This is a genomic window from Paenibacillus xylanilyticus (genome assembly GCF_047246825.1).
Taxonomy (GTDB): Bacteria; Bacillota; Bacilli; order Paenibacillales; family Paenibacillaceae; genus Paenibacillus; species Paenibacillus xylanilyticus_B.
The window spans coordinates 1,346,459-1,359,777 of record NZ_JBFOLB010000001.1 but is presented as its reverse complement, the minus strand read 5'-3'; the positions used below and the strand labels follow the sequence as shown (position 1 = coordinate 1,359,777).

Genomic DNA, 13,319 nt, shown 5'->3' with positions numbered 1-13,319 from the left:
CAGAGGAATGAAGAAATGAGAGGAATAACATGAGATACACCGTACTGATCGCAGATGATGAACCGGAAATCGTGGAATTGCTTCAATTGTACCTGGAGAAGGACTATGACATAAGGACCGCCGCGAATGGAGCAGAGGCATTACAATGCATTCGTTCTGTCCCCATTGACCTGGTGATTTTGGATATCATGATGCCTGTGATGGATGGTCTGCAATTGATTAAACAAATCAGGGCAACCCATCATATGCCTGTTCTGTTTCTATCCGCCAAAAGCCAGGACCATGACAAAATTCTCGGACTTGGACTCGGTGCGGACGATTATATCTCCAAGCCGTTTAATCCACTCGAGATTGTTGCCCGTGTGGAAGCCTTATTAAGGCGTGTGAATCAATTTGATGCTCCTGAGCTTACTGTGCCTAAAGAGACGAATCTGGTTCTTGGTGAACTCATGCTGGATCGCTCCAAATGTGTACTTTTCCGATCAGGCAAACCTGTCACCCTAACCTCCACGGAATATAAAATCGTGGATCTGCTGCTGGAACAGCCGGGCCGGGTATTTACCCGCAAGAAAATATACGAGGCGGTATGGGGAGATTACTATGCGCATGAGGATAGCACCATCATGGTACATATCAGCAATATTCGGGAGAAGATTGAACGTGACTCCAGACAACCGGAATACCTAAAAACGATAAGGGGACTGGGATACAAAATTGAAGCGCCAACGGAAAGCTAGAGAAAAGCGACTTTTGCAAACCTCCCTGACACTGGACTTCTTGCTGTTCAACTTCTTTTTGCTGCTGCTTGTCTTGATTGTCTACCTTATGGTTTCACTGGATGTCGTGGATTTCCGTATTTCGGACCAGGTCGTTGATCCTGATCTTAATGTGGAGGCACATGTCTATGCAGCCGAATTGAATAAGGGGCGAGAAGATGACTCCACAAGCACTGAAATACAGCGGCTGATGGACAGCGGAGGCTGGATCGAGATTCTGGATGAAGATCGATCGGTCATTCGCCGGATCGGCAATAAGCAGGATGCGGTTGTCCATTACAGTGAGTCGGAGCTGTATGCGGGATTGGAGAATCGAAGTGATCAACCTTATTATTACTCGATTTCTCCATATGCTGCAGAGGGAGATGCACAGTATGTATTGCTGAAGATTCCCCGTGATCTGGTCAGTATCCGTATCAATGAGAATCAGCTGATTACCAACCTGAAGCATCCTCTGTCATTTTATATCATGATCGGAATTGGCTTCGTTCTGCTGCTGATATTCGTGTACAGCTACTGGGTTGCGCGTCGAATCAAAAAACCACTGAGTATTTTGTCCCAAGGTCTTACACAGATGATTCAAGGGAATTACAGCACACGTTTGTCGATCTCGGCGGAGAAGGAATTCGTCCAGATTGGCGAAACGTTTAATTATATGGCAGATGTCATCGAGAATACCTCGGCAGAGAAGCGTTATGCGGAAGAAAGCAAGCAGCGTCTGATCGTGGATCTGTCCCATGATTTGAAAACGCCAATTACCTCCATCCAGGGATACGCCCAGGCTCTCGTGGAGGGACGGGGAGAAAACAAGGAAAGGCAGCAGCGTTATCTGGGATACATTTATAACAAGTCCGTTCAGGTTGCACGCATGATACAGAATATGCTCGAGCTGCTGAAGGTGGATTCACCCGATTATCACATGCAGATTCAGAAGAGGGAGATTGGGGAATTTGTGCGTGAAGTCATGGCCGATACATATGGCGAGATTGAACAAAAGCATTTTGTACTTCATGTGCTCGTGCCTGATCAGGAGATCTACGCCAGATATGATCCCGAATTGTTATCGAGAGTGATTCAAAACCTGATTACCAATGCCTTGGCCTACAATCCGCAGGGAACAGAGCTGCGCGTGGAGTTGATTCCGCTGGATACGCATGTGGTCATTGAGGTTGCAGATACGGGTGTGGGCATACCCCAGGAACTGTGGAGCACCATTTTTGATCCATTTGTACGAGGGGATGAAGCGCGAACCGGTACGGGCGGAACCGGACTTGGACTCGCGATTGCCCGGCGAAATACAGAGAAGATGGGCGGACGTCTGATCCTGTCCCGGCGCGGTAAGGAGACAACTGTGTTTTCCATTCAGATCCCAAACGGATAAGTTGAAAGTACACGAAAGGTTGTTCTGGCTTCGCAGTGCTTCAGCGTAAATGTATGGGTTCAACTTATATCGATCCAAAAAAGAGAAGGCTATGTGGAGGGGAACTATTTGTTAAAAGGAAGTTCGTTTGTCCGGTTCAGCATTGGGCTGGCGCTGGTGCTCGTCAATATCTATCTGTTATCACGCGTCAGCTTTATTTTTCAGCCGCTCGTGACCATGCTTACGGTCATTACCGTGCCGATGATGCTGTCCGTATTCTTTTATTATCTGCTAAGGCCGCTCGTGAATTATATGGAACGCAAGAAGCTGAACCGCACACTTAGCATTCTGCTGATCTATCTTGTGTTCGGTGTGCTGCTCGTCCTGTTCATCGTTGGGTTATGGCCGTCCCTGCGGGAGCAGCTGATCAATCTGGTGGATAATGCACCGAACTTGATTAATTCACTCAGTGTACAGTTGAGAGAACTGGAGCAGAACGGAGCGATCAAGGCATTGTTCCCGGAAGGATCAACGCCGTTATCGCAGATTACGGACTATATCAACAAAGGGTTTACCTTTGTAACCAACTATGTGAGTGGACTGTTCTCGCTCATTTCCAGCTTTGCGATCATTCTGTTTACATTCCCGATCATTTTGTTCTACATGCTGAAGCAGGGAGAGAAGTTTGGCCGTAAACTGGTGCACATCGCACCGAAGCGATTCCAAAAAGACAGCCGTGAAGTGGTCCTTGAGATCGATCAGGCGCTGAGTGGTTTTATTGTCGGAAGAGTCCTGGTAAATCTGGCGCTCGGCGTGCTGATGTATATCGGTTTCCTGCTCATTGGGCTGCCTTATGCACTGCTGCTTACTGTCGTTGCAGTCATTATGAACTTTGTTCCGTTTATCGGAGCTATTGTGTCATCTGTCCCTATTGTCATTATCGGTCTGATTCAATCACCGTCGGTGGCGATCTGGTCATTGATTATCATTCTGGTGGCACAGCAAATTCAAGACAATCTGGTGGCTCCGTATGTATTTGGCAAAAAGCTCGACATCCATCCGCTCACAACGATTATATTGGTGCTGGGTGCGGGGGATCTGGGCGGGATCATTGCGATTTTGATTATTATCCCGGTCTATATGATCGTCAAAATTATTCTGGTCCGGGTTTACCAGCTGTTCTTCAAGGAGAAATGGCAGAATGCCTGATTTTAGGATATAAAATTGATGGGCTGTACACTCAGTCACTCCGATTGCAGTACCATCTTCCGATCGCTGTTATCCCCAAGTTTCTTTGATTTCCCTTATAAGGGAGAAACTCTGGTGATAAAGGCGAGCGCTTTGCTTCTCCAGATCGGTACTGCACTCTCCGTTAACGTGTAAAATTTTAATTGCATTTTATATTTTAATCAATCGATCAACCATTAAAGGAGTGGAAAACATGTCTGAAATCATCCCTAAAGAATATATTGAACCTGAGTACATCGAACCTCATTCCGTTCAAATTGGCGCCATCCATATTTCCAACGATGTGGTATCCAAGATTGTGGGTATGGCTGCACAGGCGACCTCCGGGATCTCTTCCATGTCTGTCGGATTAACCGAAGGTATTGCCAAGAGCATCAGCGGCAAAAGCCTGCAAAAAGGCATCGACGTTGAGGTGAAGGAGGACCAAGCCTCCATTCAGCTGCGAATTAACGTTCAGTACGGGTTCAGGATGCAACAAGTCTGCCAGGAACTGCAGCATAATGTACAACAAGCCGTAGAACAGTTAACAGGCATTATGGTAAAAGAAATTAAAGTGCATGTCGTGGGTGTAACCATGCAGGAACAAGTGTAGCTTGTAGTCTGATGTCGGAATACTGAATGAATGAATAACAACAGATGGCAAGGTATGCTGTCATGTCCTGAAAAAATATTAAAACAGCACGTTCCCGTTAACTGCTTAACCGGGAAGGTGCTGTTTTGTGTTTGCGGTAATGTGTAGGGGCTTCGCCCATCACTTTTTTGAACATTTTTGAGAAGAGCAGCTGGTCTGAATATCCGACAGAGCGGGAGATATCCCCAATGGTCAATCCGGTGTCGAGAGTCAATTCGGCCGCCTTGCGCATTCGGTAATTGACGAGATAAGACTGGATACTGGTGCCCATCCGCTCCTTGAACAGGGAACACAGATAGCTGCGCTGCAAACCGATATGAGAAGCAATGGCTTGCACGGTGATGGGGCCTGCATAATTCATCTCGACAAAGTCCATCACTTGCGTTACATAGGTTTCTTTGGAGAATTCCTGCTCCAAGGGGAGAATGTCTTCATTGGCCTGATCGATCAGAATGGAGAAAAATTGATATAACCATCCGGTCATGCTGATCTCCCAGCCTTTGTGGGAATTCCGGGAACTGAGCATGCGATGCAGGCAGGATCGCATATCATCATCATTTTCCAGTTCGAAGATCGGATGATGCTCGGACAGGCAAGCCTGCTGCAAAAGTGAAGGACAGATACTTCCTTGAAATGCAACCCAGCTGTACTCCCACGGATCCTCCAAGTCGGCCTTGTAATGAACGACAGAATGGGGGACGATGAGGAAACCTTGGCCTTTATGCAGTTCATACGTTTTGCCTCCAACTTCGAAGGTACCCTTGCCATCCAAAATATAATGGATTTTGTAGTGATCCCGCATGGCAGGACCAAAATAGTGACCGGGAGTACAAGGTTCTGTTCCGTAATGAAGGAGCAGCAGATCCTGCAATGGATTGTTTTTGAACATATATGTAATCAAGGCTAATCACTCCTGTGTGAGTTCGTTTCATCTTGCATTTTAACATATTTTTATTCAAAAGAAATGAAATATGAGATGTAACTCTTGAAAAGATAACAAGTATTATTCCATAGGGTTATAGTGATATGCCATATCGTTACGGATTGAAAATGACTAAGATGAAAGGGTGTTCATCAACCTTAACAAGAAAAGAGAGAGTTAAAAATGCCCTATACTGCGAGTGAACAGCGTTATGATGAAATGACTTATGCCCGTTCAGGCAAATCCGGGATCAGGCTGCCGCAAATTGCACTTGGCTTATGGCAGAACTTTGGCGGAAACCGCACGCTGGATATTCAGGAAGAGATGATTCTGCGTTCATTTGATCTGGGAATTAACCATTTCGATCTGGCGAACAACTATGGACCGCCTCCAGGATCGGCTGAGGAAAACTTTGGTGTCTTGTTCAAAAAACACCTGCGTCCTTACCGGGATGAGCTCCTCATCTCGACGAAGGCGGGGTATTACATGTGGAAAGGGCCTTATGGCGAGTGGGGTTCCCGCAAAAATCTGATTGCCAGCCTCGACCAAAGCCTTGGCCGGATGGGATTGGACTATGTGGACATTTTCTATCATCATCGTCCGGACCCAAATACGCCGCTGGAGGAAACGATGGCTGCATTGGATTACATCGTGAGACAAGGCAAAGCGCTGTATGTGGGATTATCCAACTATGATGCGAAGCAGACAAGGGAAGCCGTCGCCATTCTGCGCAGTCTGGGAACACCTTGTCTTGTACACCAGCCCAACTATTCGATGTTAAATCGTTGGATCGAAGATGGATTGCAGGATGTACTGGATGAGCAAGGCGTGGGCTCCATTGCATTCTGTCCTCTGGGACGCGGTCAATTGACGAACAAATACGTGGACAAGATCAAGGAAGAACGCGCCAATCCGACGGGCAATTTGAAGACAGAAGCGTATACGGACGAACGGATTGCCAAGTTCGAAGCCCTTCAGGCTGTTGCTGAGCGCAGAGATCAAACGATTTCCCAATTGGCGCTGAATTGGATTCTGCGTGACAACCGCGTAACCTCCGCATTAATTGGAGCAAGCCGTGTATCACAGATCGAAGAAAATGTTGCCGCGTTGAAGGCACCGAGGCTGACAAGCGAAGAACTGAAAGAAATTGAAAGTATATTGGACGGTATCGGGAATTACGCTTGGTAGAGTCGATTAGCAGGAATGACTTTCAGATATGATGAAAGAATGATTGATAAAAGCACAAGTCAGCTATAATGAATTGTCATTATAATTGACCTGTGTTTATTTTTTTTGAAAAAGTATTTCATATCATAGCACCTGGTCCTAGGATTTAGGGTATAATATATAGATGCTATACATTTGAAATATGAAGGAGAGGCTCCATTTGAATTTTGAACAGTGGATTTCGCCTGAAACCTATAACCTGACATCCGAGATGGAAAATCATCCGTCAGATCGGATTGCACTTAGATGGCTCAGCGATCATAAAGAATTGGAAGAGATTACGTACGGTGAATTATTCAAGCAGGCAAACCGCCTTGCCGGGGGCTTGCGTGATTTGGGTTTAGAGAAAGGTGATCGGGTGCTGGTCATGGTACCACGCCGCATTATTGCCTATGTGATTTACATTGCTTGTCTTAAACTGGGGATTGCCGTTATTCCATCTTCAGAGATGCTGCGTGCCAAAGATCTGGAGTATCGCCTGCGGCATTCGGAGGCGCGTGCTGTAATTGTTTGGTCCGAAACGACGGCAGAAGTGGAAAAGATGGATGCAGACCTGCCAGCACTGGCTCATCGCATTGTTGCATCACCTACGGGTGACAACAGCGTTCCCGCAGAAGGCTGGGTCAACGTGCAGCAGTTAATGGAAGGGCAATCCGACGAGATGAATGCAGTGGAAACACACCGCGACGATATTGCCATTCTCGCGTATACATCCGGCACGACCGGAAATCCCAAAGGAGTTGTACATAGCCACGGATGGGGATATGCCCACCTGCGTATCGCATCTTCGTTATGGCTGGATATTCAGCCTTCGGATACCGTATGGGCAACTGCCGCACCTGGATGGCAAAAGTGGATCTGGAGTCCGTTCCTGTCCGTACTTGGAAGAGGAGCAACAGGTCTCGTTTATAATGGATCATTCCAGCCAAAGCGTTATCTTGAACTGATGCAGGAATACGGGATCAATGTGTTGTGCTGCACACCAACCGAGTATCGCCTGATGGCGAAAGCGGACGATCTTGGACATTATGATCTGTCCAAACTGCGCAGCGCCGTATCTGCGGGTGAACCATTGAATCAGGAAGTCATTGAAATCTTCCAGCGTCACTTCGACCTGACCATTCGTGATGGATACGGTCAGACTGAAAGTACATTGCTGATTGGCAGTCTGAAAGGCGCTCCCGTACGCATCGGCTCCATGGGACAATCCATTACACCTGGTTTGATTGAGATTATCAATGAAGAAGGACAGCCTCAACCAGCAGGTGAAGTGGGAGATATCGCAGTTCACAAGGATATGCCTGCCTTGTTCCGCACCTACTATCAGGATGAGGGACGGAAGGAAGCGAATCAGCGCGGGGATTATTTCGTAACCGGAGACCGCGCACGCAAAGACGAAGAAGGATACTTCTGGTTTGAAGGCCGCAGTGACGATATTATCATCAGTTCGGGATATACGATTGGACCGTTCGAGGTGGAAGAAGCGCTCATGAAACATGCCAGTGTCAAGGAGTGCGCCGTTGTTGCCAGTCCGGATGAAATTCGGGGTAATGTGGTTAAAGCCTTTGTTGTACTGAGGGACGAGTCTCTGGCTTCACCAGAACTGATGCGTGAACTGCAAAATCACGTCAAGGAATGGACAGCACCTTATAAGTATCCACGCAAGATTGAATTTGTGACGGATCTGCCGAAGACGAACTCCGGCAAAATTCGCCGGATTGAACTACGTGAACAAGAAAAGCGAAATGCCTAAATAAAAATGAACCAGGAGTGAATCGACCTATGAGCAATTTTGAGCAAACGTTTGAGAAATCGTTGGAGCAATATGCAGAACTGGTGGTCAAAGTGGGCGTAAACATTCAGAAAGGGCAGGATCTGCTCGTCACAGCGCCCATCGAAACGCTTGAATTTACCCGCCTGATCGTCGCCAAGGCATACGCTGCCGGGGCAAAGTACGTACAGGTCGATTTCGAGGACGATCAAATTACACGCAGTCGTTTTCAGCAAGGTTCTGATGACAGCTTCGACTACTATCCGGCATGGAAAGGCGACATGATGGAGAGATTTGCAGAAGCAGGCGGCGCAACCTTGACAATCAAAGTGCCTGACCCGGAATTGTACAACGGCATCGACTCGGACAAAGTTTCCCGTGCGACCAAGGCGGCTGCTCAAGCACGTCGCGGCTATTCAAAATATACACGCAACCACGAGATCAGCTGGTGTCTGATCAAGGCGCCGACGAAGGCATGGGCGAATAAGGTGTTTGCGGATATTCCTGAGGAGGATCGCATTCATGTGATGTGGGATACAATCTTCAAAATGAATCGTGTGGACGGCGGAGATGCCATCGAGAACTGGAGACAGCATCTGGATACCCTGAACACGAAGAGTGATCAGTTGAACCAGAAAAATTATAAAAGCCTGCACTACCGCGCACCGGGAACGGATCTGAAAATTGAGCTGGTAGAGAACCACATCTGGGGTGGCGGCGGAAGTGAGAACAAGGCAGGCGTGTACACTGTTGCCAATATGCCAACCGAAGAAGTGTTCACCATGCCGAAGCGCAGCGGCGTTAATGGTTATGTCAGCAGTACGATGCCCCTGAACTTGAACGGACAGCTGGTAGATCAGATGAGAATAACGTTCAAGGACGGCCAGGTTGTTGCATTCACAGCCGCATCCGGTGAAGAGCACCTGAAAAACCTGTTTGCTACGGATGAAGGAGCACGTTATCTTGGTGAGGTGGCGTTGGTGCCGCATGATTCTCCAATCTCGAACCTGAATCGTATTTTCTATAATACCGGCATTGATGAAAATGCATCCTGTCACCTGGCAGTAGGCAGCGCATATCCGTTTAACATGAAGGACGGTACAACGATGTCTAACGAGGAATTGCTCAAACATGAGTGTAATGTGAGTCTGACTCACGTCGACTTCATGATTGGATCGGCTGAACTGGACATTGACGGCGAGCTGCAGGATGGTACGATTGAGCCGGTGTTCCGCAAAGGAAACTGGGCATTTTAATAATCTGACCTAGATTGATGAGAGAAAGTGACTTCGATGATGAAGTCACTTTTTTTGTGCAGCTTATCGTGTTAGATCTTCTTCACAGGCACGCATATCTCGCAATAATGCTGTTCAAGGAGGTCCCACCGATATCGTTCCATAACCGGTTTGTTATCGATGACATAACTGCTATTTTGCAAATGAGGGATAATTTCATTCCATGCCTGCTGAACATCTTCTGCCGTGTGTCTAACTTTACAGATCAGATAATCTCCGCCCGGTAGCTCACCCATCTCGATCGAATCATCATCCGAATGTTCAGGTTCAGAGAGGACAATAGCTGCATCATATCTGCAGTGCTCTGGGGGTGTCGTTGTTGGGTTATCCTGTGGTATGCCAAATAAAATCGCAGCTTCCGTGAGCATTTGTTTCTCGTTTGCCCACTGTTTTAACTTGTTCATGGCTTGAACGTTGGCAGGGCCGTAAGGGCCCACTTGCCTTACATAAGCGATTCGGCATGGTAAGAGATGTTCAATAATCATTTCCATTTTTTATCTTCCATTCTGCATTGGATTTTCTTACAAGTTGGATGTTAACATGTTATAAAAAAAATTACATAATTCTTTTGGTAAAGGAATACGAGGCAGGAGAAATTTGCTTAACTACGGGATCTGTGTAGTTTCTTCATCTTTAATTATGACTTTTTCCGATCTCAGACACGCTGATATCTTTTGAAACGTAAATAAGGCCGCGGAATACCGTGGCCTTCTTGGTTTGTTATGTTATGAATTACTCTGCATTCATTTTGTTGAAGCTGACATACTCGTTAATGGGTTTCCGATAGCCGCGTGGACGCTGTTTGGCTTCAGACTTTTTGCCAATCGTAATCATCATGACAGGCACGTAATGTTCTGGAACATCCAGGCTGCTCTGCAGTTCATCTGCATCAAAACCAATCATCGGACACGTATCCCATCCCATATCCTGTGCAATCAACATCAGCTGCATCGCCGACAGACTGGCATTACGGATCGCGTCCTCACGCTGAAACACGCTGCCGCGGGATTCGTAGAAATCGAAGACACTTTGGGACTCCTGTTCATATTCAAACGGGTTAAGCACACCCAAGTGCAACAATCCTTCGTTAATCGTGCGGATGTGGTGATGAGCCTTGATATCTCCCAGGACGACGATGACTGCCGAGGCTGTTTTTACTTTGTATTGCTGTGAAGCTTCATATGCTTTTTCTTTTTGTTCAGGATCGGTCAAGACAAGATAGTGGGTATGCTGCAGGTTAAAGGCAGATGGGGCAAATTTGTTTAAAGCGAACATCTGCTGAAAGTCCGATTCCGGGATTTCAATACCTTCTTCAAAAATAACGGCTGATCTACGATTCTTGACCAATTTCTCCAGTTCACTCATGGTGGTTACCTCGCTTATGTATAAAGTATAGACTGACTATAACACGCTTAGTTACTTTTGGTAAGTATTATTTTTGAATAAGACAAGACTGAACGACCATAACTTTAAATAAAAACAGTTGAGGTGATTCATGAGGACGTTCATCACCAGATTCAAAAGGGAGAGTTCCTATCACGAATTCAAGGTATATGTCATCCAATCCTCCACACTGAAACGATTTTTGGTGATGGAAATCATCGTAGGCACGCTTGCCTACCATGCGGCATTTTATTTGTGCCATAATGCCATACTGGCAGGAGCGGGTTCCTGGGCAGGAACCGAAAGTTTGAAGCGACTGCCTCTCGTTGTCAAAAGAATTGTCAGTTTTTGATGTAAGGCTGGTTTTTCGAAAGTTAGATACCTTGAAATCTGGGAGTTGTTGGGTAGAATGCTGGAGCAGAAGGCCCGCATACGGGCCCTGACTCCTGAATGGTGTTCTATTTGTGATTGCACATGGTCGTTTATTTTGCGCGTTCCAGATATTGCTCAAGGGTAAGCTTCTGACTGGTAATTTCTCCTGCAATGTACACTCCGACGTAACGAACATGCCAAGGTTCATAGGAGTAGCCTGTCAACTTCTCCTGATCCTTGCCGTACCGGATGATGAATCCATACTTGTGGGCATTGGCTTTCAGCCATTTGCCTTCTTTGGTATTGCCAAAGCTTTGCTGCAGATCATAGCGGGCCGATGCACTGGAGATATCCATGGCAAGACCGGTCTGATGTTCACTTTGGCCAGGTCGAGCACTTGTTTTGTTGGCGACAGCTTCACCTTTGATACTCGCATTACGGTTGAAAATGGATTTTTGTGTGGAATACGAACGGTAACCCGATACGGCTTTGATATCAATGCCGTCTTTTTTGGCTGCTGCAAACAGCTTTTCAATCGCGGTAGCAGCGACTTTGCGCATTTGCTTTTTCGGACTGGAGCCAGAGAAGCTAAATGGAATGTTGGGTACCACCAAATCTTTCGGTGCGTAGGAAGAAGGCAGATTTCTCTTTTTATTCACCAGAACCACAGTGCTGGATAGATTGGTTACGGTGGCGAGACCGCTGCTGCTTGTTTTTATGGTGCGGCTTGGCGCATTATCATGCAAAAACTGGGTGAAGCTGGAGCTGGCAGCCGAAGCGACTGGCGTCATGGATGGTACAAAGGGAAATGCAGTGAAGGCAGCACCTGCTATGACAGACCCTATGAGCAGCGTGGATACGATAGATTTACGTGTGAATGATTTCATGTGTTCCTCCTCGGGGTTGATGAATCTCTCGCATGCTGCATCCGATAGATTCCAGACATGCTTATCTATATACCGAGTATACTAGAGGATTATATCAAGAGGTTCTCCAATTGTTTCCGAGATGTAAACAAATTGTGCGAGATTCATATGTTCGGGCGTTTTAGCCAAAAGGACACAAAAAAAACTCTGCACTGTGTGCAGAGTCTTTGCGTTTAATAACAGAAATGGTTCATCATTCTTTGGAAAAATAAAAAGATTACAGCATGCACGCATCCGGTGCACCGGAAATACCCGCATTCACAGCACGCGTGTCTCGAACGCGGACATTGCTGCTAAGTACACCGGAATCACTGCTTAATGTAAAGGAAGGATAGTTTTCTTCCGTATCCAGTTTCATATGCTGTTCGAGATTTAACTGCTGCTTCGGATCAACATAGAACGGAACCAGGTTGGTTTCGATCTGCTCATCCAGCGCTGCAGGTTCATCCACAATCAATATGACCAGAATTCCGTTACAGCCACAGCCTTCAGTATCATAAAATACTTTGAAATATCCAGGTTGATCGTTCAGGCTCTCGGTTAATCTCGCCGCAGCCAGATCTGTAATTTGAATATGCATAGGGTTCACTCCTTATATATTGAAAATGATCCTGAAATGTAAATGATAGAAAATCAACGTCTCCTTTCATTATACCACTTGACTCCAAAATCAACTCAATTTTTTTCTTGACTGATCAGTCCGAAAAATGTATTCTATAATCAATACAGAGGGAGGTGAGGACGGAATTTGGGAAGAGCAAAGGAATTTGATACAGAACATGTTCTCCGTAAAGCAACGGCTGTATTCGGTTCACATGGCTATGAAGGGACTTCTTTGACGGTACTGTTAAAAGAATTGGGTATAGCGCGTCAGAGTTTGTACGACACCTATGGAACCAAACATGATCTGTTTGTCTCCGCACTGAAATTCTATGTTCATCAGAAAACCCAGGCCAGCATCAAATTATTGAATGAATGCACGAGTGTGCGGTTGGGTGTGGAACAGATGTTTAATGAAGCGGTTCGTGTGCTCTCGAATGAAGAAAGCCGCAATGAATGCTTTATCATCAACAGTGCTGTCGAGCAGGCACCGCAAAACCATGAAATCGCGGCATTTATTCAGGAGAACAACAAACAGATGGAGGAAGTATTCCTTGAAGCGTTGATCCGGGGGAGAAATAATGGTGAGCTGCGACATGCGGAAGAAGAATTGCTTGGTCTTGCCCGTTTTCTGAATTATTTTCGCCTGTCACTGACGTTTACTGCCAAAAGCGGTGCCCGTTCAGAAGTGCTGCAAGAGTTGGTGCGTACGACATTAACGGTTATGGATTAGATTCCTGATTTGGAGAATGAACGCTTAAGGCGTTTATTTTTTCTCGATTTTAGACTAATCAGTCTGGAATTAATC

General features: G+C 46.3%; 14 protein-coding genes. 9 read left to right on the top strand and 5 right to left on the bottom strand.

The window, feature by feature from the left end; all coding sequences use genetic code 11:
* Positions 1 to 29: 29 nt before the first annotated feature.
* From AB3N00_RS05745 to AB3N00_RS05730, 4 genes are all read left to right on the top strand, one after another.
* Positions 30 to 737: a response regulator transcription factor gene (locus AB3N00_RS05745; protein WP_413033723.1), complete on the top strand. Its 708-nt coding sequence runs from the start codon at positions 30 to 32 to the stop codon at positions 735 to 737.
* A gap of 13 nt (positions 738 to 750) precedes the next feature.
* Positions 751 to 2,157 carry an ATP-binding protein gene (locus tag AB3N00_RS05740; protein WP_413033722.1) on the top strand — a complete coding sequence of 469 codons (1,407 nt, stop codon included), beginning with the start codon at positions 751 to 753 and terminating at the stop codon, positions 2,155 to 2,157.
* A 108-nt stretch (positions 2,158 to 2,265) separates the two neighbouring features.
* Positions 2,266 to 3,345 carry an AI-2E family transporter gene (locus AB3N00_RS05735; RefSeq protein ID WP_175396313.1) on the top strand — a complete coding sequence of 360 codons (1,080 nt, stop codon included), beginning with the start codon at positions 2,266 to 2,268 and terminating at the stop codon, positions 3,343 to 3,345.
* A 232-nt stretch (positions 3,346 to 3,577) separates the two neighbouring features.
* Positions 3,578 to 3,976 carry an Asp23/Gls24 family envelope stress response protein gene (locus AB3N00_RS05730; protein WP_413033721.1) on the top strand — a complete coding sequence of 133 codons (399 nt, stop codon included), beginning with the start codon at positions 3,578 to 3,580 and terminating at the stop codon, positions 3,974 to 3,976.
* Between the two features lie 97 nt (positions 3,977 to 4,073).
* Here AB3N00_RS05730 and AB3N00_RS05725 read toward each other — a convergent pair whose 3' ends face one another.
* Positions 4,074 to 4,916: an AraC family transcriptional regulator gene (locus AB3N00_RS05725; RefSeq protein WP_413033720.1), complete on the bottom strand. Its 843-nt coding sequence runs from the start codon at positions 4,914 to 4,916 to the stop codon at positions 4,074 to 4,076.
* 204 nt (positions 4,917 to 5,120) lie between these two features.
* Between AB3N00_RS05725 and AB3N00_RS05720 the strand changes: the two genes are divergently transcribed.
* The 3 genes from AB3N00_RS05720 to AB3N00_RS05710 all read left to right on the top strand — a co-directional run bounded on the left by AB3N00_RS05720 (position 5,121) and on the right by AB3N00_RS05710 (position 9,191).
* Positions 5,121 to 6,125: an aldo/keto reductase gene (locus tag AB3N00_RS05720; RefSeq protein WP_413033719.1), complete on the top strand. Its 1,005-nt coding sequence runs from the start codon at positions 5,121 to 5,123 to the stop codon at positions 6,123 to 6,125.
* 181 nt (positions 6,126 to 6,306) lie between these two features.
* Positions 6,307 to 7,917, top strand: coding sequence for an acyl-CoA synthetase MbcS (gene mbcS, locus AB3N00_RS05715; protein ID WP_413033718.1), 1,611 nt, complete (start codon positions 6,307 to 6,309; stop codon positions 7,915 to 7,917).
* A gap of 29 nt (positions 7,918 to 7,946) precedes the next feature.
* Entirely contained in the window at positions 7,947 to 9,191 is a 1,245-nt protein-coding gene (locus tag AB3N00_RS05710; protein WP_413033717.1) for an aminopeptidase, read from the top strand.
* A 71-nt stretch (positions 9,192 to 9,262) separates the two neighbouring features.
* Here the strand turns inward: AB3N00_RS05710 and AB3N00_RS05705 are convergent, their stop codons facing one another.
* Together AB3N00_RS05705 and AB3N00_RS05700 are read right to left on the bottom strand one after the other, a co-directional pair.
* Positions 9,263 to 9,721, bottom strand: coding sequence for an AraC family transcriptional regulator (locus tag AB3N00_RS05705; RefSeq protein WP_413033716.1), 459 nt, complete (start codon positions 9,719 to 9,721; stop codon positions 9,263 to 9,265).
* Positions 9,722 to 9,962: 241 nt separating this feature from the next.
* Positions 9,963 to 10,595 (bottom strand): nitroreductase family protein, encoded by a 633-nt coding sequence (locus AB3N00_RS05700; RefSeq protein ID WP_413033715.1) that lies wholly within the window; start codon positions 10,593 to 10,595, stop codon positions 9,963 to 9,965.
* 130 nt (positions 10,596 to 10,725) lie between these two features.
* Here AB3N00_RS05700 and AB3N00_RS05695 point away from each other — a divergent pair, with 130 nt between their 5' ends.
* Positions 10,726 to 10,965: a hypothetical protein gene (locus tag AB3N00_RS05695; protein WP_413033714.1), complete on the top strand. Its 240-nt coding sequence runs from the start codon at positions 10,726 to 10,728 to the stop codon at positions 10,963 to 10,965.
* Between the two features lie 130 nt (positions 10,966 to 11,095).
* Here AB3N00_RS05695 and AB3N00_RS05690 read toward each other — a convergent pair whose 3' ends face one another.
* Both AB3N00_RS05690 and AB3N00_RS05685 read right to left on the bottom strand, forming a co-directional pair.
* The gene (locus AB3N00_RS05690) at positions 11,096 to 11,872 is read right to left on the bottom strand and encodes a D-alanyl-D-alanine carboxypeptidase family protein (protein ID WP_413033713.1); all 777 of its coding nucleotides are present in this window, start codon (positions 11,870 to 11,872) and stop codon (positions 11,096 to 11,098) included.
* A gap of 256 nt (positions 11,873 to 12,128) precedes the next feature.
* On the bottom strand, positions 12,129 to 12,491 hold the full coding sequence (locus tag AB3N00_RS05685; protein ID WP_175396322.1) for an iron-sulfur cluster biosynthesis family protein: 363 nt from the start codon (positions 12,489 to 12,491) through the stop codon (positions 12,129 to 12,131).
* Between the two features lie 168 nt (positions 12,492 to 12,659).
* On the opposite strand from AB3N00_RS05685, the gene AB3N00_RS05680 reads away from it, so the two are divergent.
* Entirely contained in the window at positions 12,660 to 13,244 is a 585-nt protein-coding gene (locus AB3N00_RS05680; RefSeq protein WP_413033712.1) for a TetR/AcrR family transcriptional regulator, read from the top strand.
* The last annotated feature ends 75 nt before the right edge of the window (positions 13,245 to 13,319 follow it).

Bases quoted from the DNA above. Each gene is read 5' to 3' on its own strand.
- AB3N00_RS05690 (WP_413033713.1), bottom strand. From the start codon at position 11,872: ATGAAATCATTCACACGTAAATCTATCGTATCCACGCTGCTCATAGGG.
- AB3N00_RS05685 (WP_175396322.1), bottom strand. From the start codon at position 12,491: ATGCATATTCAAATTACAGATCTGGCTGCGGCGAGATTAACCGAGAGC.
- AB3N00_RS05745 (WP_413033723.1), top strand. From the start codon at position 30: ATGAGATACACCGTACTGATCGCAGATGATGAACCGGAAATCGTGGAA.
- AB3N00_RS05700 (WP_413033715.1), bottom strand. From the start codon at position 10,595: ATGAGTGAACTGGAGAAATTGGTCAAGAATCGTAGATCAGCCGTTATT.
- mbcS (WP_413033718.1), top strand. From the start codon at position 6,307: ATGAAGGAGAGGCTCCATTTGAATTTTGAACAGTGGATTTCGCCTGAA.
- AB3N00_RS05710 (WP_413033717.1), top strand. From the start codon at position 7,947: ATGAGCAATTTTGAGCAAACGTTTGAGAAATCGTTGGAGCAATATGCA.
- AB3N00_RS05730 (WP_413033721.1), top strand. From the start codon at position 3,578: ATGTCTGAAATCATCCCTAAAGAATATATTGAACCTGAGTACATCGAA.
- AB3N00_RS05695 (WP_413033714.1), top strand. From the start codon at position 10,726: ATGAGGACGTTCATCACCAGATTCAAAAGGGAGAGTTCCTATCACGAA.
- AB3N00_RS05720 (WP_413033719.1), top strand. From the start codon at position 5,121: ATGCCCTATACTGCGAGTGAACAGCGTTATGATGAAATGACTTATGCC.
- AB3N00_RS05705 (WP_413033716.1), bottom strand. From the start codon at position 9,721: ATGGAAATGATTATTGAACATCTCTTACCATGCCGAATCGCTTATGTA.